Origin of the sequence: Micromonospora sp. NPDC005237 (assembly GCF_040607775.1) — a bacterium.
GTDB lineage: Bacteria > Actinomycetota > Actinomycetes > Mycobacteriales > Micromonosporaceae > Micromonospora.
On the sequence record NZ_JBEXHJ010000003.1, the window covers coordinates 727,481 to 749,806 of the forward strand.

Consider the following 22,326-nt stretch of genomic DNA (forward strand, 5'->3'; position numbering starts at 1 on the left):
CGCCTCCCTTCGGATGACTCGGCGCCTCACGGGCGGGGGCTGCCGCTGGACGGCACGCCCGGCAGCGGGTCGGTCTGGGTCACCGGCGGCAGCGGCTGACCGGTGCTGGCCGGCTCGGTGTAGCCGTCCGGACGGGTCGGGTCGCTGTAGCCGCCGGGCGTCGGGTCGCTGTAGCCGCCGGAGGTCGGCTCGGTGTACGTCCCGGGGGTCGGGTCGAGGTAGCCGCCCGCCGGGGTGGTGTCCGCGGTCGTGCGGGGTGCCGGCGGCGGCGTGGGGATCACCGCGGTCTGCTCCGGGTCGTACGCCCCGTTGCCGCGGTAGCCCGCGGAGCCGTTGCCGGAGTGGTCGCCGGAGTCGGAGATGCCGCGGGTCAGGCGGCCGGCCAGCACGCCGAGCACCGCCGCGCCGACCAGGAAGGTGCCCGGGTTGCGCCGCGCGTAGTCGCGTACCTCGTTGATCAGGTCGCCGGGCTGGCGCTCCTCCAGCCAGCCGGCCACACCGTGCACCCGGTCGGCGGCCTGGCGGGCCAGCTCGCTCACCGGGCCGGCCTGGCCACCCTGCTCGGCCATGGTGCGCATCTCGTCGGCGATCGACCGCAGTCCGCCGGCGGCCCGGCGCTGCTGCTCACCGGTCTGGCTGGCGAGCTGAGTGCGGGCCTCGCCGTAGAGGTTGCGGGCCTGCCGGGCGGCCTCGCGGCCGACCTCGGTGCCCTGCTCCTTCGCGGTCTGGGCGACCGCCCCACCGGCGTGCGCCGCCTCGGACCCGACGTGGCGGGCCTGCTCGCGGACGCCGCCGCCGTTGGTGGACTCGTGCCCGTACGTGGAAGACGTGGGTGACACTTCGTAAGTCATGATTTCCCTTCCGCTCGGAAAGTCGTCGCGGTTGTGCTGGGGGGATGCGGCCGTGACGCAGTGGCCGCTGACAACTCACCTACCCTCCGTTTCGGCTTCCATACCTGTTCGTGCATTTCTCTGCGCGGCCGGTGGGATCGACTTCAAAATGGAGGATCGTCGGGCTGCGTCACGTCGCCGCTGCGGACAGCGAGGTTCGCGGGACCGGCAGATCCACGAAAAGGGGGCAGGGATGGCACGAGACGCGCGAGGTGGCCGACCTGCAGCCTCCCGACCCCGGGTGCAGGTGGTCGCGCTTGTCGTGGCCGGGGTCTTCCTGCTGATCGGAATCCTCGGCTACATCCCCGGCATCACCACCGACTACGGCGAGCTGACCTTCGCCGGGCACCACTCGGACGCCAAGCTGCTCGGGCTGTTCCAGGTGTCGATCCTGCACAACGCGGTGCACCTGCTGTTCGGGCTGGTGGGCCTGGTGCTGGCCCGCAGCGTCGCCGGCGCCCGGCTCTTCCTGGCCGGCGGCGGCGCGATCTACCTGGCCCTCTGGCTGTACGGCCTGGGGATCGAGGCGGTCGACCCCGAGGCCGGAGCGAACATCCTGCCGGTCAACGACGCCGACAACTGGCTGCACCTCGCCCTCGGCTTCGGCATGCTCGCGCTCGGGCTGCTGCTGTCCAACCAGGTGGGCACCGGTGGGCGCCTGGACACCCCGATCGACCGGCCTTGACCTGCCGATTCACGGCGCCTGACCGCCACCGCGGGCGAGCGACCCGTCGCCGTCAGGCCGCGACCGGGAGCCGCTTGGCGAAACAGACGCTGTACGGGTTGCCGACGTACTCCCCGTACACCGGGACCGGCTCGTAGCCGCACGAGGTGTACAGCCCGATGGCCGCCGGCAGGTACGTGCCGGTCTCCAGGCAGACCACCGTGTGCCCCTGCCGGAACGCGCACTCCTCCAACGCGGCGAGCAGTTGGCGGGCGATGCCCCGGCCCCGGTACGCGGGCCGGACGTACATCCGCTTGACCTCGCCGGTGACGGCGTCGAGCGACTGGAGCCCGCCGCAGGCGACCGCCCGGCCGTGCACCACCACCGCCAGGTAGCGGATGTCGTCGTGGGCGACGGTGACCTGCCCGTCCAGCCCGCCGTCGGCCTCGCGCAGCTCACGCTGCTGGGCGACGACCAGGGCGGCGATCTCGGGATCGGTGGCGGGCCGCGACTCGATCAGCATCACCCCACGCTAGGCGGGGTGGATTTCGCGGAGGTTTCCGGCAGTCGTCCCGATCACGGAGAGCAACGGGCTACTCGGCGTCGTCCTCGTCCTCGATGTCCTCGACGTCGTCGTCGGACGAGTCCGCGCCCACCTCGTCCGCCGAGCGCACCCGGCGGGCCTTGCGGGCGGCGAGCCGCTCCGCCGCCGAGGCCCGGTTCGACTTCTCCTCCAGGCGGACGTCGGTGCCCCGGTTGCCGGGCGCGAACTCCACACCCGCGTACAGCGTCGGCTGCCAGTCGAACTCGCGCTCACCGATCCGGACCAGGTCACCGGGCTGGGCGCCGGCCTTGGCGAGCTTGTCCTCCACGCCGAGCCGGGCCAGCCGGTCGGCGAGGTAGCCGACCGCCTCGTCGTTGTCGAAGTTGGTCTGCTTGACCCACCGCTCCGGGCGTACGCCGCGGACGGTGAACGAGCCGTCGGCCTCGGCCGTGATGGTGAAGCCGGCGTCGTCCACGGCCATCGGCCGGATCACGATCCGGGTCGGCTCGGCCGGCGGCGCCGCCTTGCGCTCCGCCTCGACCAGCTCGGCCATCGCGTACGTCAGCTCCTTGAGCCCCTCCCGGGTGGCCGCGGAGACCTCGAACACGCGGTAGCCGCGCTCCTCCAGATCCGGGCGGACGATCTCGGCGAGGTCCCGGCCGTCCGGCACGTCGACCTTGTTCACGGCCACCAGCCGTGGGCGGTCGGTCAGCCCGCCGTACTGGCTCAGCTCGGCCTCGATGGCGTCGATGTCGGCGACCGGGTCGCGGCCGGGCTCCAGGGTCGCCGAGTCGATGACGTGCACCAGCACCGCGCAGCGCTCGATGTGCCGCAGGAACTCCAGGCCCAGGCCCTTGCCGGTGGCCGCGCCCGGGATCAGGCCCGGCACGTCGGCGACGGTGAAGGTGTGGTTGTCCATCCGGACCACACCGAGGTTGGGCACGAGGGTGGTGAACGGGTAGTCGGCGATCTTCGGCTTCGCGGCGGAGATCACCGAGATCAGCGACGACTTACCGGCCGACGGGAAGCCCACCAGGCCCACGTCGGCGACGCTCTTCAGCTCCAGCACGATGTCCAGCTGGTCGCCGGGCTCGCCCAGCTCGGCGAAGCCCGGAGCCTTGCGCTTGGCGTTGGCCAACGAGGCGTTGCCGCGCCCGCCGCGCCCGCCCCGGGCCACCTCGAAGGTGGTGCCGGCGCCGACCATGTCGGCCAGCACGGTGCCGTCGGTGGTCTGGACCACCGTGCCGTTGGGCACCTTCAGCACCAGGTTGTGGCCGTTGGCCCCGTCCCGGTTCGACCCGGCGCCGCCCTTGCCGTTGTCGGCCTTGACGTGCGGGTGGAAGTGGAAGTCGAGCAGCGTGGTCACCTGCGGGTCGACCACCAGCGACACGCTGCCGCCGTGCCCGCCGTTGCCGCCGTCCGGCCCGCCGAAGGGCTTGAACTTCTCGCGGTGGATCGAGACACAACCGTGCCCACCATCGCCGGCCTGCAGATGCAGGACGACCCGGTCAACGAACGTCGCCACGGCGTCAATCCTTCCAGCGAGGTCCACCTCGCACTTCGTGAAAAAGGCTAAGCGGGCCGGGACCCGGAGGTCCGCGGCCCGCTTAAGCCCGAGAGCTACTGCTGCGGAACGATGCTGACGGTCTTGCGACCGCGCTTGGTGCCGAACAGGACCGCACCGGCGGACAGCGCGAACAGCGTGTCGTCGCCGCCACGGCCGACCAGGTCACCGGGGTGGAACTTGGTGCCACGCTGCCGGATGAGGATCTCACCGGCGCTGACGACCTGACCACCGAAGCGCTTCACGCCGAGTCGCTGGGCCGCGGAGTCACGACCGTTACGCGAGCTGGACGCACCCTTTTTGTGAGCCATTGGAGGACGACCTACTTCCCGCTGGAGATGCCGGTCACCTTGACCTGGGTCAACGGCTGGCGGTGACCCTGGCGCTTGTGGTAGCCGGTCTTGTTCTTGAACTTGTGGATCCGGATCTTCGGGCCCTTGGTGTGCGCGGCGATCTCGCCGGACACCGCGACCTCGGCAAGCTTCGCCGCGTCGGTCACCAGGTCGTCACCGTCGACGAGGAGCACCGCGGTGAGCTTCACCGCGTCACCGGGGGCACCGGTGAGCTTCTCGACCTCGATCACGTCGCCCTCGGCGACCTTGTACTGCTTGCCGCCGGTCTTGACGATCGCGTACATCGGAGGCGGACTCCCTGTCGTTGAGGCTGCTGGCGGTCGTCCCCGCGGCGGCTCGCCGGGTAGCAGTGCACGGCGGCGCGGGCACACGGGAACTCGGCACACCAAAGGTGGGCCGCAGGCAAGAGTACGCCATTGCCGGCCCGGACCCCAAACCGGCCCGCCCTGGTCAGCGGGCGCAGAGCTGGTCGAGGCGCTGCTGGAGCCGGTCCAGCTCGGTCTCGTCGATCGACTCGACGTCCGCGCCGAGTGCGGCGACCTCCGTGCCGAGGTCACTGAGCAGCGTCTTGAGCTGCGGATCGGTGGACCGCGCCGACTGCTTCCGCAGCGCGGCCCGCCACCCGGCCAGCGCCGTCTGCGCCCTCGTGCGGGCCGCATCGGCGGTGGCGGTGTCCCCCGCACCCACCGCCGCGACCATCCGGCCCAGCTCCGCCACGTACTCCCGGACGGCGGTGGCGCCGGCCTGCTGCGCCTCGGCGCACACCTGCCGATTGTCGCCCGCGACACCGCCACCCACCGGCGTACCGGTCGACCCGCCGGGAGCGCCCCCGGACCCGGCGGCCGGGCCGGAAGCCCCGGCGGTCGCGCCGGTCGGGCCCGCATCGACCGACCGGTCGGCGGAGCAGCCGGCTCCGACGGCGAGCACGGCCCCCAGCACGGTGACGGCGAGCAGGCGAGGCATCTTCTTCTCCTGACCGGGGGGCGACCGCTCCCGGCCCGGGGTGACCGGAACGGCGAGGTCCCTCCCCGTCACATTGCCGGGAAAGGGACCTCGTCAAACACCGGGCCGGTCAGGCCGTCAGGGGCGGGTCCGCCGACGAGCGCCACCGCGGCGGGAGCGGCGACGCCCCGCGCCACCGGCCTCCTCGTCGGTGTCGCCGTCGGCGAGCGCGTCCGGGTCGTCCGCCGCGGCCAGCCGGGCCGACTCGCCCTGCAGGCTGTCGGACACCGCCGGCGCCGCCTCGGTCTCCGCCTCGTAGCGGGACAGGTCGTACCCCATGGTGTCCTGGTAGTCGGCGTCCGGTTCGACGCTGGTGTCGGTGTCGACGACCTCGACCACCGCGCGCTCGGCCGGGGCGCTCTTGCGCGCCCGGCGGCGGGACGACGCGGTGCCGGCCTCGACGGCCGGAGCGGCCGGCGCCGACGAGGCGACCGCCTTGACCTTCTCCGCGGCCCCACCGGTATGCGGCTTCTCCGGCACCGGCTCGGTGTGGATGATGACGCCCCGGCCCTTGCAGCACTCGCAGGTCTCGCTGAACGCCTCCAGCAGGCCCGCGCCGATCCGCTTACGGGTCATCTGCACCAGACCGAGCGAGGTGATCTCGGTGACCTGGTGCTTGGTCCGGTCCCGGCCCAGGCACTCGGTGAGTCGGCGCAGCACCAGCTCCCGGTTCGACTCCAGCACCATGTCGATGAAGTCGATCACCACGATGCCGCCGATGTCGCGCAACCGGAGCTGGCGGACGATCTCCTCCGCCGCCTCCAGGTTGTTGCGGGTGACGGTCTCCTCCAGGTTGCCCCCGGAGCCGGTGTACTTACCGGTGTTGACGTCGACGACCGTCATGGCCTCGGTCTTGTCGATCACCAGCGAGCCGCCGGAGGGCAGGAAGACCTTGCGGTCCAGGCCCTTGATGATCTGCTCGTCGATCCGGTACTCGGCGAAGACGTCGCTCGTCCCGACGTGCCGGCGCACCCGGTCGACCAGGTCCGGAGAGACGTGCGACAGGTACGACTCGACGATGTCGTACGACTGCTCGCCCTCGATCACCAGCTCGCGGAAGTCCTCGTTGAACAGGTCCCGGACCACGCGGATGACCAGGTCGGGCTCCCCGTAGAGCAGCGCCGGGGCGCCACCCTCGGCGGCCTTGGCCTGGATGTCCTCCCACTGCGCCTGGAGCCGCTTGACGTCGCGGGCCAGCTCGTCCTCGCTGGCGCCCTCGGCGGCGGTGCGGACGATCACGCCCGCGCCGTCCGGGACCAGCTTCTTGAGCACGTCGCGCAGCCGCTTGCGCTCGGTGTCCGGCAGCTTGCGGCTGATCCCGGACGCGTTGCCGTTGGGCACGTAGACCAGGTGCCGGCCGGAGAGGGCGATGTGGCTGGTCAGCCGGGCGCCCTTGTGCCCGATCGGGTCCTTGGTGACCTGGACCAGCACCGAGTCGCCGGAGCGCAGCGCCTGCTCGATCGAGCGGGCACGCCCCTCCAGGCCGGAGGTGTCCCAGTTGACCTCGCCGGCGTACAGCACCGCGTTGCGGCCCCGGCCGACGTCGACGAACGCCGCCTCCATGCTGGGCAGCACGTTCTGCACCTTGCCCAGGTAGACGTTGCCGGCCATGGTGCCCGAGGAGTTACGGGTGACGTAGTGCTCGACCAGCACACCGTCCTCCAGGACGGCGATCTGGGTGCGGTCACCACGCTGCCGGACCGCCATGACCCGGTCGACCGCCTCCCGGCGGGCCAGGAACTCCGACTCGCTGAGGATCGGCGGCCGCGTACGCCGCTGCTCCCGGCCGTCCCGGCGACGCTGGCGCTTGGCCTCCAGCCGGGTCGAGCCGGACACGCCCTGGACCTCGTCGACCGTGCGACGCGGCTCGCGGATCTTGACCACGGTGGGCACGCCGTCGTCGGCGGCTCCCTCGGTGTCACCGGCGCCGCGACGGCGGCGACGACGGCGACGACGGGTCAACCCGTCTCCGCCCTCGGTCTCCTCGTCCTCGTCCCCCTCGGCCTCGGCCTCGGCGGTCTCCTCCTCGTCGGCCTGCGCCGCCTCGTCGGACTCCTCGTCCTCGGCGTCGTCGGCACCGCCCTTGCCCCGGCCCCGACCCCGGCGGCCACGCCGACGGCGGCGACGCGCGGCGGCGCTGTCCTCGTCGTCCTCGTCCACCTCGGCGGCCTCGTCGGCCTCCTCGGTCGGCTCTTCCTCGGCCTCGACCGGCTCCACCGGCTCGACGTCGCGGCGACCGCGCCGCCGTCGACGGGACGGCTCGGCCTCGACGGCCGGTTCCTCGGCCACCGGAGCGGGCTCCGCCGGCCGGGTCACCGGCACGGCGTCCGGCTGGGGTGCCATGAACAGCACTGTGGGTGCGGAGAGCGCGGCCCGCCGACGGCGGGTGCGCGGCTGCTCGGCCTCGACGACCTCGGCAGGCTCGATCGGCTCATCGGCCACGTTCGCCACGGCGACACCGGGCGCCACCTCGCCGGAGCGCTCCCGCGCGTCACCGAACGCCTGCTCGGCGCCGGTTCCGTCCGGCGGGGTCTGCGCCTCGTTCAGCTCGGCTTCCGCCTGACGCAGGTCGGACTCCGCCGACGTCTCAGCGGCGTCCCCCTCGGCGGAGGGCTCCTCTGCGGCGGGCTCCTCGACGGCGGGCTCCTCGGCGGCGGCGGGCTCCACGACGGCCGGCGGCTCCTCGACGGCGGGCGTTGCCTTCTTGCGCCGGGTGCGGGTCACCTTGACCGGAGGAACGACCTCGGGGGAGGCCAGCTCCGCGCTGGCGGCGACCAGCGGCTCCTCGGCGGTCGTCTCGACGGGGGCCGCCTTGCGCCGGCGTCGGGGGGTCTTCGGGGCGACGTCCAGGTCACCGGAGACCGGGGCGAAGACCTCCGCCTGCGGCGACTCGACGGCGCCGGACCCGCCGGCGGACGCCTCGACGGGCGCCTCGGCCTGCTCCGGCTGGTTGAGCGGAGCGGCCCGACGCCGGGTGGCCCGCGCCCGCCGTGGCGGTGCGGCAGCCTCGGCGCTCTCCGCGCCCGCCTGCTGCGCACCGGCGGCGCCGTCGGTGGTGGTGCTCTGGTCAGCGGTGTCGCCGGCCGGCTGTGAACCGGTCCGTTCGCCGCCCTCGGGCTCGTTCTCGAGCATGGACGTTCTCCAGTTCTGGCTGCCCCGGGCGCGGGTGAGCGCTGCCACGCAGGGTCGCCGCAAAAGTGTTTCCGCCGGGCGCGCGTGGTGCGCGACCGCCGAAGTCTGCCTGCAAGAGCGCTGACCGTCGGTCAGTGCCCAACGATGGCTGCCCCGCCGCGATCCGCATCCAACGGATCCACGATCGCACCCTGCGCGGTCAGCGTGCCCTGAGCCAGCCGGGTCACCCTCGGCGAGACCGGCGGCTCCAGGTCGGCCACCACGCGGAGGCCGGAAAGGACGTCATCGGGCCGTACGGACGGGGTGACCTGCCGCACGACCAGTTCGAGTATCGCACACGGTACGGCCGGCGCCCCGGAAGGCGTCTGCGTCGGGGAGGGGACATCGATCGACATAACCGCCGCACGGGCATCGAAGGTGCGTCGCCCCTGCTTGGTCATCCGCTCGACCAGCACCTCGTCGGCAGCGGTGAAGGCGTCCACGGCGGCGCGCAGCGTCTCCGTGTCGACCTCGGGCAGCTCGATGTGCCAGTGCGACGCCTCGATGCGGTCCGCCAGGCTGCCGCCCTCGGCGATCACCACCTCCAGCACGTCCAGCCCGGGTGAGAGCGCGGCGTCGAGCGCGGTGCGCAGCGCCTCCGGCTCGACCGGCGCCTGAAGGCCGATCTCCAGGTACTCCGCCTCGCTCGCCACCCCGGTGGGCGCGGCGCTGGCGTAGGAGATCTTCGGGTGCGGGGTGAAGCCCTGGGAAAACGCGATCGGTACGGCGGCACGGCGCAGCGCACGCTCGAACGCCCGGGCGAAGTCCCGGTGCGAGGTGAACCGCAGCGGCCCGCGCTTGGCGTACCGGATGCGGGCGCGCTGAACGACCGGCGCCTGCCCACCCTCCGGCTGGTTTTTCTTACTGATCGTCTCGCTCCTCGGAACTCAGCACCGGTTGATCATGAAGTTATTGTCGGTGACACGCGGTGTTCCGGGCAACAACTTCATGATCGACGCGGGCGACGGGCGGGGCCGGGAGGGCCGGGGGTCAGGGCGTGGGGGTTTTCAGGCCCTTGATCGGCGTCAGGGGCAGGAGCTTCTTGCCGGTGGGGCCGATCTGGATCTCGGTGTCCATCGAGGGACAGACACCGCAGTCGAAGCACGGGGTCCACCGGCAGTCGTCCTGCTCGAACTCGCTCAGCGAATCCTGCCAGTCCTGCCAGAGCCAGTCCTTGTCCAGGCCCGAGTCCAGGTGGTCCCAGGGAAGGACCTCCAGCTCGTCGCGCTGGCGGGTGGTGTACCAGTCGAGATCCACCCCGAACGCCGGCAGCGTCTCGGCCGCCGCGTCCACCCAGCGCTGGTAGGAGAAGTGCTCGCTCCACCCGTCGAACCGGCCGCCGTCCTCCCACACCTTGCGGATCACCGAGCCGACCCGGCGGTCACCCCGGGAGAGCAGGCCCTCGATCAGCGACGGCTCGCCGTCGTGGTAGCGGTAGCCGATGGCCCGGCCCAGCGAGCGGTCCGAGTTGATGGCCTGCTTGAGGATCTTGAGCCGGTGGTCGATGACCTCCGGGCGCTCCATGGCGGCCCACTGGAACGGGGTGTGCGGCTTGGGCACGAACCCGCCGATGGAGACCGTGCAGCGGATGTCCTTCGAGCCGGTCGCGGCCCGACCGGCCTTGATCACCTCGTGGGCCATGTCGGCGATCTCGAGGACGTCCTCATCGGTCTCGGTGGGCAGGCCGCACATGAAGTAGAGCTTCACCTGCCGCCAACCGTTGCTGTACGCGGTGACGACCGTCCGGATCAGGTCTTCCTTCGACACCATCTTGTTGATGACCTTGCGGATCCGCTCCGACCCGCCCTCCGGGGCGAAGGTCAGGCCGGTACGCCGCCCGTTGCGGGACAACTCCTGCGCGAGGTCGATGTTGAACGCGTCGACCCGGGTCGACGGCAGCGACAGCGACACGTTGGTGCCCGCGTACTGCTCGGCCAGGCCGGAGCACATGTCGCCGATCTCGGAGTGGTCGGCCGAGGAGAGCGACAGCAGGCCCACCTCGGAGAAGCCGGAGAACTCCAGGCCCTCGCGCACCATCTGCCCGACGGTGGTGATCGACCGCTCCCGCACCGGACGGGTGATCATGCCCGCCTGGCAGAACCGGCAGCCCCGGGTGCAGCCCCGGAAGATCTCCACCGCGTACCGCTCGTGCACCGTCTCGGCGAGCGGGACGAGGGGCTTCTTCGGGTACGGCCACGCGTCCAGGTCCATCGTCGTGCGCTTGTGCACCCGGAACGGCACGTCTGCCCGGTTCGGCACGACCCGCTGGATCCGCCCGTCCGGGAGGTAGTCCACGTCGTAGAAACGCGGGACGTACACGCTCTCGGTGCGGGCCAGCCGCAGCAGCAGCTCGTCGCGGCCACCCGGGGAGCCCTCGGCCTTCCACTCCCGGACGATCGCGGTGATCTCCAGGACCGCCTCCTCGCCGTCGCCGAGAACGGCGGCGTCGATGAAGTCGGCGATCGGCTCCGGGTTGAAGGCGGCGTGCCCACCGGCCACGATCACCGGGTCGGCGTCGGTGCGGTCGGCGGCCAGCATCGGGATGCCGGCCAGGTCGATCGCGGTGAGCATGTTGGTGTAGCCCAGCTCGGTGGAGAAGGAGATGCCGAAGACGTCGAAATCGCGCACCGGCCGGTGCGCGTCGACGGTGAACTGCGGCACGCCGTGCGTGCGCATCAGGTTCTCCAGGTCGGGCCAGACCGCGTACGTCCGCTCGGCGAGGGTGTCGGGCAGCTCGTTGAGCACCTCGTAGAGGATCTGCACACCCTGGTTGGGCAGGCCCACCTCGTACGCGTCGGGATACATGAGCGCCCAGCGCACCGTCGCGGCGTCCCAGTCCTTGACCACCGCGCCCAGCTCACCGCCGACGTACTGGATGGGCTTGGAGACCTGAGGGAGCAGCGGCTCGAGCCGGGGCCAGACGGAATTGGTCGCGGCCGCGCGCGGCGTCGTGGACGGGGCACTCATGATGCCCAAGGGTACGCGCCCGCCCGCCGGTGACCGCGCGCACGCCACGATGCCGCCCGACCAACCACCTGTGCACGCACTCCGCCTGGATGCCCGGGCGGCGGCGGTGGCGACGCGGTACTAACCTCGGACCGGCGCGAGAGGAGATTGCCGCGATGCCGGAGCCCCAGCCGGGAGCACGGCCGGCCGACGGGCGCACCCCGGGCCCGGAGCCGGACGACGCTCTGGCGGTCGCCGACGAGTCGACCTCCCCACCCGTACCGCCGGACCACCCCGCCGCCCCCGATCAGCCGGAACCCACGGCCCAGGAGCCCGCGGCCCAGGAAGCCGCGGCCCAGCCGGAACCGACGGCCCAGGAGCCCGCGGCCCAGCCGGAGCCAACGGCCCAGGAGCCCACGGCCCAGCCGGAGCCGACGGCCCAGGAGCCCGCGGCCCAGCCGGCCGCGTCCGCGGACTCCCCCGCGCCGCGGTGGAGTGGGTCCGCGCCGGTCCCTCCTCCGCTGCCGCGCAGGCGTGCCTGGGGTGAGTCGGCCGAGCCGACCCCGCCGCCGCCCCTGCCCGAGCAGCCACCCGAGCACCGCACCCCGGTCGACCCGTGGGCCGGGGTGGACACCGGCGACTGGGACCTGCCCTCCGCCGAACTGCCCCCGCTGCCCCCGACGTTGGACTACCCGGCGCCCCCGTCGACCCGGCAGTGGTCCGGGCCGCCCGCACCGCCGGTGGGGATGCACCCGGTGTCGCCGTCACCCGCCCACCCGACGTCGCCCGCCTACCCGGCGCGACCCACCTACCCGGCGCCGCCAGCCCACCCGGCGCCGCCAGCCCGGCCCGCCCTGCCGGCGCAGCCCGGCACGGGCCGACCCGCCGCGCCGGTGCGGCCGGTGCCGCCCGCTCGGGTGCCGAAGCAGCGGCGGGGCCGGCGCTCGGCCACGCCACCGCCGGTGACGCCACCGCCGGGCTGGGAGGCCCCGAAGGGGTACGTGCCGGTCCCGGTCCGCCGTCGGCGTCGCTGGCCGTGGCTTCTGCTGCTCACCCTGGCCTGCTGCTGCGGATGTCCCGCCTACTACGGCCTGCCGATCTCGTCGCAGTACCCGGCCCGCGCCGCGCTGCCCGAGCAGGTCGCCGATCTGAGCCTGCGTCAGGACGACGGCAGCGCCGCGGCGGCCCGACAGCTGGAGAACGAGGTACGCCAGGAGAACTGGCTGGCCGAGGACACCTTCGCCGGCGTGTACGCCACGGCGGACGGCAAGCGGGTGACGGTCTTCGGCGGGACCGGCTTCCGGCTGAACCCGGAGGCGGACGCGAACGCGGAAATCACGCGGCTCAAGGAGCGCTACGCGCTGGAGTCGCCCGAGACGGTGCAGACCGGCGTACGGGGTCGGCACGAGCGTTGCGCGATCGGCCGGCCGGCCGACGGCGACGTGGTGGTGTGCACCTCGGTCGACCACGGCAGCATCGCCACCGGAGTGTTCACCCGACTCTCCGTCGTCGACAGCGCCGACCTGCTGAAAACCTTGCGCGGCCAGATCGTTCAGCCCGAGCGGGGCTGAGCCGCGCCCCGGCCACAGGAGCGACGCCGCACCGTCGACGGCGGGGCGGGCCGGGCCGCCGGCGGATCGCGGGGCCGGGCCGGGCGGCGGATCGCGGACCCGAGTGGGTCAGCGGAACCGCGACCACCGGCGGCCCCGTTACGCCCCGTGACGTCACGCGGACGAAGCGGGCCGGAGACCGGCATTCCTGTGAGTCATCTTTATGACTCACAGGAATGCCGCTTCGAGGAGCGAGTGCCCCGGACGAAGGGTCCGCCGTGGGCGGCCAGACGCGCGGGAAGGAACCGAGGCCCCGGCCCGGCGCGGTTCAGACGCCGCAGTCCCGGCGCCGCGCCACACATCGCGTGGTCAGCGCGGGCCAAGCGCCGCAGATCCCGGGGCAACACGACCCCGGCCCGCGGATCAGGCGTCGCCGGTCAGACGTCGCCGGTCGGGTCCGGGTGGGCGCGCGGCGGGGCGTAGCGCGGGACGTACTCCTGGCCGGTGAGCTTCTGGATCTCGCTCATCAGCTCGTCGGTCATCTGGCGCAGCGAGGCGCGGTCGTCCGGGCGACCGGTGAAGTCCAGCGGCTTGCCGAACCGGACGGTGATCTTGGCGCTGCCGGGGCGGGGCACCCGGGCGCCGATCGGCTGGGCCTTGTCCGTGCCGATCGTGCCGACCGGGATGATCGGCACACCGGCGGAGATGGCCAGCCGGGCCGCCCCGGTCCGCCCCCGGTAGAGCTTGCCGTCCGGGGAGCGGGTGCCCTCCGGGTAGACCACCACCAGGTCTCCGCCCTGCAACGCCGGGATGGCGGCGTCGAACGCGGACAGCGCGGCCCGCCCACCGGCCCGCTCGACCGGGATCGCGCCCAGACCTGTGAGGACGAACTTCGAGAACGCGCCCTTCACGCCGGTGCCCTTGAAGTACTCCGACTTGGCCCAGAACGCCAGGTGCCGGGGCACCACCGTGCCGAGGAACAGCTCGTCGGCCACCGAGAGATGGTTGCCGGCGAAGATCGCGCCGCCGGTCTCCGGCACGTGTTCCAGACCCTCCACGGTCGGGCGGAACGCCAACCGCAGCGTGGGCGCCACGGTGAGCTTGCCGATGGTGTAGAGCAGGGGCACTGGTCCTCCGGCAGATGAGGTGCGAGCAGGCGGTGTCACGGTAGCGGACGCCTCCACACCTCCCGGACGGAGGTGGGGAGGCGTCCGCTACCCGCGCGTTACACCCGGCGGACGATGACCGTAACCCGCTCGCCCTCGCCCACCTCGCCGGCGAAACCGTCGAGGCCCTCGGCGAAGTCGATCGAGTCGGCCAGCACCTCACCTGCGACGAAATCGACGTACGCGCTCACCGCCGCGCGCACCTCCTCGGACGCCGACACCGACACCACGATCCGGTCGGAGACGTCCAGGTCGGCGTCGCGGCGGGCCTGCTGCACCACCCGCACCACGTCGCGGGCCAGGCCCTCGGCGGCCAGCTCCGGGGTGACCTCGGTGTCCAGCACGACCACGCCCTCGCCGCCGGGCAGCGGCGCGGAGTGCTCGGCGTCGGCGGCGACCAGGCGCAGCTCGTACTCGCCCTCGGCCAGGGTGATGCCGGCGGCCATCGGGGCGCCGTCGACCAGCTCCCACTCGCCCGCCTTGACCGCCTTGATCACCTGCTGGACCTGCTTGCCGACGCGCGGGCCGAGCGCCCGGGGCACCACGGTCAACACCTGCTCGCAGTACGCGGCCAGCTCGGCGCTGAACTCCACCGCCTTCACGTTGACCTCGTCGGCGATCAGGTCGGCGAACGGTCGCAGCTGCTCCGCCGCCGGCGAGGCCACGGTCAGCTTCGACAGCGGCAGCCGTACCCGCAGACCCTTGGCCTTGCGCAGGGACAGCGCCGCCGAGGCCACGGCCCGCACGTTGTCCATGGCGGCGACCAGGTCGTGGTCGGCCGGGAACTCGCTCGCCTCCGGCCAGTCGGTCAGGTGCACCGAGCGCTCCCCGGTCAGCCCGCGCCAGATCTCCTCCGCGGTCAGCGGCGCCAGCGGCGCCACCACCCGGCAGAGCGTCTCCAGCACGGTCGACAGGGTGTCGAACGCGTTGGCGTCGCCGGACCAGAACCGGTCCCGCGAGCGGCGCACGTACCAGTTGGTCAGCGCGTCCAGGTAGGACCGCACGGTGGCGCAGGCGCCGGAGATGTCGTACGCGTCCATCTGCGCGCTGACCGTCGACACCAGCTCGTTGGTCTTCGCCAGCACGTACCTGTCGAGCAGGTGCGTCGAGTCGGTGCGCCGCCGCGCCTGGTACCCGTCCGCGTTGGCGTAGAGCGAGAAGAAGTACCAGACGTTCCACAACGGCAGCAGCACCTGCCGGACGGCGTCGCGGATGCCCGCCTCGGTGACTGCCATGTCCCCGCCGCGCAGCACCGGCGATGACATCAGCATCCAGCGCATCGCGTCCGAGCCGTACGAGTCGAACACGTGGTAGACGTCCGGGTAGTTGCGCAGGCTCTTGGACATCTTGCGCCCGTCCGAGCCGAGCAGGATGCCGTGGCTCAGGCAGTTGCGGAACGCCGGCCGGTCGAACAGCGCGGTGGCCAGCACGTGCATGGTGTAGAACCAGCCGCGGGTCTGCCCGATGTACTCGACGATGAAGTCACCCGGGTAGTGGTGCTCGAACCAGTCCGCGTTCTCGAACGGGTAGTGCACCTGGGCGAACGGCATCGACCCGGACTCGAACCAGCAGTCCAGCACCTCCGGCACCCGACGCATCATCGACTGACCGGTCGGGTCGTCCGGGTTGGGGCGGACCAGGTCGTCCACCGCCGGCCGGTGCAGGTCGCTCAGGCGTACGCCGAAGTCCCGCTCGATGTCCGCGAGGGAGCCGTAGACGTCCAGGCGCGGGTAGTTCGGGTCGTCGGACTTCCACACCGGGATCGGGGAGCCCCAGAACCGGTTCCGGCTGATCGACCAGTCCCGTGCGTTGGCCAGCCACTTGCCGAACGAGCCGTCCTTGATGTGGCCGGGCGTCCAGTTGATCTCCTGGTTCAGCTCGACCATCCGGTCCCGGAACTGCGTCACCGCGACGAACCAGGACGACACCGCCTTGTAGACCAGCGGGGTGTCGCAGCGCCAGCAGTGCGGGTACGAGTGGGTGTAGGTGTCCTGCTTGAGCACCACCCCCCGGTCCTTCAGCTCGCGGATCACCGGCTTGTTGACGTCGAAGACCTGCTCACCCTGGTACGGCGGAACGAGCGCGGTGAACCGGGTGTGGTCGTCCACCGTGACGATGGTGGGGATGCCGGCGGCGTTGCAGACGTTCTGGTCGTCCTCGCCGAACGCCGGGGCGAGGTGCACGATCCCGGTGCCGTCCTCGGTGGTGACGAACTCCGCGCCGAGCACCTGGTAGGCGTTCTCGCCCGCCTGCTCGACGAGGAAGTCGAACAGCGGTGTGTAGCGGCGCCCGACCAGGTCCCGGCCGTACACCGTGCCGACCTGCTCGTACCCCTCCAGCTCCTTGGCGTACGCCCCGAGCCGCGCGGCACCCACCACGAACCGCTCGCCGTCGCGTTCCAGCACCGCGTACTCGATGTCGGGGCCGACGGCGAGCGCCAGGTTCGACGGCAGGGTCCACGGCGTGGTGGTCCAGACGCCCAGCTTGACGGGCCCGCGCACCAGCTCCGGGGCGGACTCGTCGGCGGTCAGCCCGAACCACACCGACAGGGTGGGGTCGTGCCGGTCCCGGTAGACGTCGTCCATCCGGGTCTCGGTGTTCGACAGCGGCGTCTCGCAGCGCCAGCAGTACGCCAGCACCCGGAAACCCTCGTAGATCAGACCCTTGTCGTGCAGGGTCTTGAAGGCCCACATGACGCTTTCCATGTAGTCCAGGTCGAGGGTCTTGTAGTCGTTGGCGAAGTCGACCCACCGGGCCTGCCGGTTGATGTACCGCTCCCAGTCCTGGGTGAACTCCAGCACCGAGGTGCGGCAGGCCTCGTTGAACCGGGCCACGCCCAGGTCGATGATCTCCGCCTTGCTGGTGATGCCGAGCTGCTTCTCGGCCACCACCTCGGCGGGCAGGCCGTGGCAGTCCCAGCCGAAGCGCCGCTCGACGTGCCGACCGCGCATGGTCTGGTAGCGCGGCACCACGTCCTTGACGTAGCCGGTGAAGAGGTGGCCGTAGTGCGGCAGGCCGTTGGCGAACGGCGGGCCGTCGTAGAAGACGTACTCGTTCTTGCCGTCGGTGCCGGCGGGGCGGGCCTCGACCGACGCCTCGAAGGTCTTGTCGGCCGTCCAGTGCTCCAGCACCCGGCGCTCGACCGCGGGCAGGTCCGGGCTCGCCGGCACACCGGCGGCGGTCGGGTCGTGCAACGGATAGGCCATCGCCTGTCGCTCTCCTCGCAGCTCACTCAACGTGGGTCTGCGAGGACGAACCTTCCGGGTACGCCGACGACGGCGCTCCCGGGTGGCCCGCGGTACCACCCCGCTTGGCGGTCAGGATCGACCGCCCGCTCATTTGCCGGCTGTGACGGGCCGCACCCGTCCGGTTCTACTGGGCCGGTTGCCCGGCTGTTCTTCCGGAGGCTCACCGGTGATGGCCGGGTCATCGCCTTACGGTGCTCAACGATACAAGACCCACCCATCACTCCGCCGCCGAGTAATCCCGCGTGCACCCCACCCCGGCGGATGCTTCCGTTGATCAAGAGGTTTGCGTCAACGTCGCGCCAAATCCTGACGCAAACCTCTTGATCAACAGGGGATGGTGGGGAGGGTGGGAGGGCGGGGTTAGGGGGCGGGGAGGGTGGTGTTCCAGAGGGAGGCGCCGTCGCGGTCGCGCAGGTGAACTGTCAGGGCCGCGGACTCGCCGTCGATCGACACCTCGCCGAAGTGCTGGAAGCCCTCGGCCGGCGAGGTGTTGGCGCGCGGCGGGGCGTGCACGAAGACCGCCTGCGGGCCGAACGTGCCGTCCAGGGCGTTCGGGCCGAACGCGCCGGCGTGCGCCGGACCGGAGACGAACTCCCAGAACGGCGTGAAGTCACCGACCGCCGCCCGGGACGGGTCGTAGTGGTGCGCGGCGGAGTAGTGCACGTCGGCGGTGAGGAAGACCATGCCGGTCACCTGAGCCCGGTGGGTGGCCCGCAGCACCTCGGCGAACTCCAGCTCACGACCGAGCGGCGCACCGGGGTCGCCCTGTGCGACGCCCTCCTGCGCGCCCGGACCGTCCGGCACCACGACCCCGATCGGCAGGTCGTTGGCGATCACCTTCCAGGTCGCCGTGGAGCGCTTCAGCTCCCGGATCAGCCACTCCCGCTGCTCGCGGCCGAGCAGACCGCGCTTCGGGTCGGCGTACGTGTTGCCGTCGTTGGGGTCCTTGTGGGTACGCATGTCGAGCACGAACACGTCCAGCAGCGGCCCGTACGAGATCCGCCGGTACAGCGGCCCGTCGTCCGGCACGGGCAGCCACTCGTGGAACGCCTGACTGGCCCGCGCGGCGAGCACGTCGACCCGCTGCTCGGTGTAGCGCGGGTCGTCCAGGATCTCCCCCGGGTACCAGTTGTTGAGGACCTCGTGGTCGTCCCACTGGTTGATCTGCGGCACCGCCGCGGCGAACTCCCGCAGGTGCGCGTCGAGCAGGTTGTAGGCGAACTGTCCCCGGTACTCGGTAAGCGTCTCGGCGACCTTGCTCTTCTCGGGGGTCACCAGGTTGCGCCAGATCCGCCCGTCGGGCAGCGTCACCGACTCGACCAGCGGGCCGTCGGCGTACACGGTGTCGCCGCTGCACAGGTAGAAGTCCGGACGGGCCTCCCGCATCGCGCGGAAGATCGACAGTCCGCCGTAGTTGGGGTCGATCCCCCAGCCCTGCCCGACGATGTCCCCGGTCCAGACGAACGTCACGTCGCGCCGCCGGTGCCGGCCCGGCGCGGTGGTCAGCGACCCGGTCAGCGGCTCGCTGACCACCCCGTGCCGCTCCAGACTCTCCACCCGGACCCGGTAGTGCAGCCGCTCGGCGTCCGGCAGGCCGCGCAGCCGCACCTTGCCGGTGAAGTCTCCGCTCGGGCCGAGCACCGGGCCACGCAACTGCCGCGCGCCCCGGAAGTCGGGCCGCCGGCTCACCTCGACCAGCATCCGGCCCGGGCGGTCGGCCCGCGCCCAGACCAGCGCCGAGTCGGCGGTCACGTCGCCGCTCTGCACGCCGTGGGTGAGCACGGGGCGTCCCGCCGGGCGCCAGGCCGGGGCGGCGTTCGCGCCAGCGCCGCCCAGCAGCGCGCCGCCGGCGACTCCGGCCCCGGCCACCAAGCCGGCCCGCAGCAGGGTACGTCGATCAAGCTCGGTCATGCTTCCTCCCGGTCATGGGTTGACCCCGTCGGTCTACCGGGCGGAGATGACCGCGATCGGCGGCCCGGATGACCGGGGTCCGAACGCCGGTTGTCCGGCCGGAACGGCCGCACGCTCCGCTCTGGACGACGGTCGCCGCTTGACCCCGTTGGCGGGCTCGCGCAAACTTCGCCGGTGCGTCCGCTCGATTACGACGAGTTCCAGGCCATGCGACGCTTTCCCGCCCTGGACGGCCTGCGGGCCGTGGCGGCCGTCATGGTCTTCGCCTTCCACTTCGGTGGCCCGTCCTGGGCCTGGCTGACGGGCTGGATCGGCGTCCACCTGTTCTTCGTGCTCTCCGGTTTCCTGATCACCACGCTGCTGCTGCGGGAGGAGCACCGGTACGGGCGGGTCTCACTGCGCGCGTTCTACCTGCGGCGGTTCTTCCGGATCATGCCGGTGTACCTGCTGGTGCTCTTCCTGACCTGGGCACTGGCCCGGCTCAGCGGCACGGCCGACGCGGTGGAACGCTCGCTGGCGTACTACCTGCTCCTGCTCAACGACTTCCTGCCGGCCGGCGCCCCGTACCTGCACTCCTGGACGATCGGGATCGAGCAGAAGTTCTACCTGTTCTGGCCGGCCATCGCGTTCGTGCTGGTGACCACCGTCTTCCGCCGCCGACTGGCCGTCACTCTCGGCCTGCTCGTGCTCCTCGTCGCGTTGATCCCGCCGGAGATCGCGTGGCTGAGCTGGCCGATCCACTACGTGGCGATCCTGCTCGGCTGCCTCATCGCCGTGATCATGCAGCACCCCCGGGGCTTCGCCCTGCTCCGGCCGCTGACCCACCCGATCACGGCCAGCGCGGTGATCATGGCCTTCGTCGCGGTCCAGGTGGCCGTGCGGTACTGGCCGGCCCGGCTCGGCCCGGAGGCGCTGATCGGCAGCTACGCCGCGGCGGCCGCCCTGCTGCTGCCGGCCCTGCTGTCGCGCAGCCTCCTCGCGCGCGTACTGGCGCTTCGTCCACTGGTCTTCGTCGGCGAACGGTCGTACTCGATGTACCTGGTCCAGTCCATCGCGGCGGGGGTGGCGATCGGGTTGCTGCCCACGAGGGGGCGCCACGGCACCGTCATCTTCGTGGGCGCCGTGGTGGTGGGGCTGATCCTCGCGGACGTGCTCTACCGGTGGGTCGAGCTACCCGCGATCGGGGTGGGGCGGCGGCTCGCCGCCCGCGTCGCGCGGCCCGCGTCGCGCGACGACGACCGACCGGTGGACACCGTCGATGACAGCCCCCGGATCCCCCGCCCGCGCGAGGTGCTGGCCGACACCGTTCCGACGGCCTCCGGCCGGGCCCACCGCCACGCGTGACCGGGGTCACCACCGCGGTTGTCACGGCACGCCCCGGTCGAACCGTCGTTGCGGTGTCGGATCGAACAGGGAGTTGGTCATGCAACGAATGAGGCTCTTCGAGGTCGCGCCGCAGGGATACCAGGCCGTGTCGGGCCTGGAGAAGTACGTCCAGGCGAACGTCGACCACACCGTGCTGGAGCTGGTCAAGCTGCGGGCGTCGATGCTGAACGGCTGTGCGTTCTGCGTGGACATGCACAGCCGCGACGCCCTCGCCGCCGGCGAGTCGAGCCGGCGGCTGTTCGCGGTGGCCGCCTGGCGGGAGGCGCTGTCGTTCTTCGACGAGCGGGAGCAGACCGCGCTGGCGCTCACCGACGCGGTGACCCGGCTCGGCGAGCACGGGGTGTCGGACGAGGTGTGGGACGCCGCAGCGAAGGTCTGGCCGGAGAAGGAACTGGCCGATCTGGTCCTCGCGATCGCCACAATCAACGTGTGGAATCGTATCGCCGTGACCACGCACACGGAGCCCCCGGCGCAGGTGTGACGACCGAGGCGGCAGAGGCGGCCGGTGCGCTCCAGGCGCACCGGCCGATGCTGCTCGGGCTCGCCTACCGCCTGCTCGGCAGCCGGCACGACGCGGAGGACGTGCTCCAGGAGGCGTACCTGCGGTGGCTGGGCGTGGACCGCGCCACCGTGGCCGAACCGCGCCGCTACCTGTCCCGGGTGGTCACCCGGCTGGCGATGGACCGGCTCCGGGCCCGGCAGGCGGCCCGCGAGACCTACGTCGGGCCGTGGCTGCCCGAGCCGGTGCCGACCGAGCCCTCGCCGTTCGGCCCGCTGGACCGCGCGGAGCTGCGCGACTCGCTGTCCACCGCCCTGCTGCACGTGCTGGAGCGGCTCACCCCGCCGGAGCGCGCGGTGTACGTCCTGCACACCGCCTTCGACCTGCCGTACGCCGAGATCGCGGAGATCCTGGACCGGACCCCCGAGGACTGTCGACAGCTGCACCACCGGGCGGCCACGCGGGTACGCCAGGAGCGCCGCCGCTTCACCGCCAGCCGCTCGGAGCGTGAGCGGCTGCTGGAGGCGTTCCTCGCCGCCGCCCGAAACGGGGACCTGGCGACGCTCACCAGTCTGGTGGCCGCGGACGTCACGGCGTGGAACGACGGCGGCGGCCGGGTGCGTTCCGCCCGCAACCCGCTGCGGGGCGCGGACCGGGTCGCCCGGTTCTACGCCGGGATCTACGGCCCACGCCGCGAGTGGGCGGCGCGTCGGCTGGAGTTGAACGGCGAACCCGCCATCCTGCTCACCCGCTCCGACGGCGGCCGGTACACGCTGACCGTCACCGCCGCAGCCGGCCGGATCACCGGGATCTACGTCGTGGGCAACCCGGAGAAGCTGCCGCCGGTCGGCTGAACCCCCGGCGCCGTCAGCTCAGCTCGGGAAACCAGAGCCCGATCTCGCGCTTGGCGCTGTCCGTCGAGTCGGAGGCGTGTACCAGGTTCTCCCGGTTGGACAGCGACAGGTCGCCCCGGATCGTGCCGGCGGCGGCCCTGCGGCCGTCGGTCGCGCCGACCAGCCCACGGACCACGTCGATGACCTGGTCGCCGGAGAGCACCAGGGCGACCAGCGGGCCACCGGTCATGAAGTCCTTCAGCGGCGGGTAGAACGCCTTGTCGACGTGCTCGGCGTAGTGCGCGTCGGCCAGCGCGGCGTCCATCGTCCGGTGCACCATCGCGTCGATCCGCAGCCCCTTGCGCTCGAAGCGGGAGAGGACCTCGCCGACCAGGCCGCGGCGGACCGCGTCGGGCTTGATCAGCACGAGGCTGCGCTCATCCGGGCTGTTGCTGGACACGCTGGGTTCCTCCTGTACGCGCGGAACGCTTGGGATCGGTACGGTCAGCCTAGCGACCCGGTCCCGGCGCCGGCGCGGCGGCCGGTCTTTCCCCCGGTGGCCGATCCGGCCTAGCCTGGCCCTGACCCCCGGGAGGTCC

18 protein-coding genes are annotated in these 22,326 nt (G+C 72.3%); 5 read left to right on the forward strand and 13 right to left on the reverse strand.

What is annotated here, in order from left to right; all coding sequences use genetic code 11:
- Positions 1 to 26 precede the first annotated feature (26 nt).
- Positions 27 to 851, reverse strand: coding sequence for a hypothetical protein (locus ABZT87_RS12250; RefSeq protein WP_354857912.1), 825 nt, complete (start codon positions 849 to 851; stop codon positions 27 to 29).
- A 232-nt stretch (positions 852 to 1,083) separates the two neighbouring features.
- Between ABZT87_RS12250 and ABZT87_RS12255 the strand changes: the two genes are divergently transcribed.
- Positions 1,084 to 1,575, forward strand: coding sequence for a DUF4383 domain-containing protein (locus ABZT87_RS12255; RefSeq protein WP_354857909.1), 492 nt, complete (start codon positions 1,084 to 1,086; stop codon positions 1,573 to 1,575).
- A gap of 52 nt (positions 1,576 to 1,627) precedes the next feature.
- On the opposite strand, the gene ABZT87_RS12260 is transcribed toward ABZT87_RS12255, so the two are convergent.
- The 8 genes from ABZT87_RS12260 to ABZT87_RS12295 all read right to left on the reverse strand — a co-directional run bounded on the left by ABZT87_RS12260 (position 1,628) and on the right by ABZT87_RS12295 (position 11,155).
- A complete protein-coding gene (locus ABZT87_RS12260) occupies positions 1,628 to 2,077 on the reverse strand; it encodes a GNAT family N-acetyltransferase (RefSeq protein ID WP_354857907.1) in 450 nt (149 codons plus the stop codon).
- Between the two features lie 70 nt (positions 2,078 to 2,147).
- On the reverse strand, positions 2,148 to 3,623 hold the full coding sequence (gene obgE / locus ABZT87_RS12265; protein ID WP_354857905.1) for a GTPase ObgE: 1,476 nt from the start codon (positions 3,621 to 3,623) through the stop codon (positions 2,148 to 2,150).
- A 95-nt stretch (positions 3,624 to 3,718) separates the two neighbouring features.
- Entirely contained in the window at positions 3,719 to 3,973 is a 255-nt protein-coding gene (rpmA, locus tag ABZT87_RS12270) for a 50S ribosomal protein L27 (RefSeq protein ID WP_074313740.1), read from the reverse strand.
- 11 nt (positions 3,974 to 3,984) lie between these two features.
- Positions 3,985 to 4,299: a 50S ribosomal protein L21 gene (gene rplU / locus ABZT87_RS12275; RefSeq protein ID WP_007464063.1), complete on the reverse strand. Its 315-nt coding sequence runs from the start codon at positions 4,297 to 4,299 to the stop codon at positions 3,985 to 3,987.
- 166 nt (positions 4,300 to 4,465) lie between these two features.
- Positions 4,466 to 4,978: a hypothetical protein gene (locus ABZT87_RS12280; protein ID WP_355135352.1), complete on the reverse strand. Its 513-nt coding sequence runs from the start codon at positions 4,976 to 4,978 to the stop codon at positions 4,466 to 4,468.
- Positions 4,979 to 5,095: 117 nt separating this feature from the next.
- Positions 5,096 to 8,149: an Rne/Rng family ribonuclease gene (locus ABZT87_RS12285; RefSeq protein WP_355135354.1), complete on the reverse strand. Its 3,054-nt coding sequence runs from the start codon at positions 8,147 to 8,149 to the stop codon at positions 5,096 to 5,098.
- 131 nt (positions 8,150 to 8,280) lie between these two features.
- Complete coding sequence (locus ABZT87_RS12290) at positions 8,281 to 9,000, reverse strand: TIGR03936 family radical SAM-associated protein (RefSeq protein WP_355135414.1); 720 nt, start codon at positions 8,998 to 9,000, stop codon at positions 8,281 to 8,283.
- A 178-nt stretch (positions 9,001 to 9,178) separates the two neighbouring features.
- Positions 9,179 to 11,155, reverse strand: a complete 1,977-nt coding sequence (locus tag ABZT87_RS12295) for a TIGR03960 family B12-binding radical SAM protein (RefSeq protein WP_354857897.1) — start codon at positions 11,153 to 11,155, stop codon at positions 9,179 to 9,181.
- A gap of 155 nt (positions 11,156 to 11,310) precedes the next feature.
- Between ABZT87_RS12295 and ABZT87_RS12300 the strand changes: the two genes are divergently transcribed.
- On the forward strand, positions 11,311 to 12,705 hold the full coding sequence (locus ABZT87_RS12300) for a hypothetical protein (protein ID WP_355135356.1): 1,395 nt from the start codon (positions 11,311 to 11,313) through the stop codon (positions 12,703 to 12,705).
- A 416-nt stretch (positions 12,706 to 13,121) separates the two neighbouring features.
- Here the strand turns inward: ABZT87_RS12300 and ABZT87_RS12305 are convergent, their stop codons facing one another.
- The 3 genes from ABZT87_RS12305 to ABZT87_RS12315 all read right to left on the reverse strand — a co-directional run bounded on the left by ABZT87_RS12305 (position 13,122) and on the right by ABZT87_RS12315 (position 19,009).
- Positions 13,122 to 13,811, reverse strand: a complete 690-nt coding sequence (locus ABZT87_RS12305; protein WP_354857892.1) for a lysophospholipid acyltransferase family protein — start codon at positions 13,809 to 13,811, stop codon at positions 13,122 to 13,124.
- 98 nt (positions 13,812 to 13,909) lie between these two features.
- A complete protein-coding gene (gene ileS / locus ABZT87_RS12310; protein WP_355135358.1) occupies positions 13,910 to 17,056 on the reverse strand; it encodes an isoleucine--tRNA ligase in 3,147 nt (1,048 codons plus the stop codon).
- A 402-nt stretch (positions 17,057 to 17,458) separates the two neighbouring features.
- Positions 17,459 to 19,009 carry an alkaline phosphatase D family protein gene (locus tag ABZT87_RS12315; protein WP_355067035.1) on the reverse strand — a complete coding sequence of 517 codons (1,551 nt, stop codon included), beginning with the start codon at positions 19,007 to 19,009 and terminating at the stop codon, positions 17,459 to 17,461.
- Between the two features lie 174 nt (positions 19,010 to 19,183).
- Between ABZT87_RS12315 and ABZT87_RS12320 the strand changes: the two genes are divergently transcribed.
- The 3 genes from ABZT87_RS12320 (at position 19,184) to sigJ (ending at position 21,748) form a co-directional block, all read left to right on the forward strand.
- Positions 19,184 to 20,353, forward strand: a complete 1,170-nt coding sequence (locus ABZT87_RS12320) for an acyltransferase (protein WP_355135360.1) — start codon at positions 19,184 to 19,186, stop codon at positions 20,351 to 20,353.
- A 79-nt stretch (positions 20,354 to 20,432) separates the two neighbouring features.
- Entirely contained in the window at positions 20,433 to 20,876 is a 444-nt protein-coding gene (locus ABZT87_RS12325) for a carboxymuconolactone decarboxylase family protein (RefSeq protein WP_354862407.1), read from the forward strand.
- Positions 20,873 to 21,748 (forward strand): RNA polymerase sigma factor SigJ, encoded by an 876-nt coding sequence (gene sigJ, locus ABZT87_RS12330; RefSeq protein WP_355135362.1) that lies wholly within the window; start codon positions 20,873 to 20,875, stop codon positions 21,746 to 21,748. Before ABZT87_RS12325 ends, sigJ begins: the two co-directional genes overlap by 4 nt.
- 13 nt (positions 21,749 to 21,761) lie before the next feature.
- On the opposite strand, the gene ndk is transcribed toward sigJ, so the two are convergent.
- Positions 21,762 to 22,187: a nucleoside-diphosphate kinase gene (gene ndk / locus ABZT87_RS12335; RefSeq protein ID WP_354862410.1), complete on the reverse strand. Its 426-nt coding sequence runs from the start codon at positions 22,185 to 22,187 to the stop codon at positions 21,762 to 21,764.
- Positions 22,188 to 22,326 lie beyond the last annotated feature (139 nt).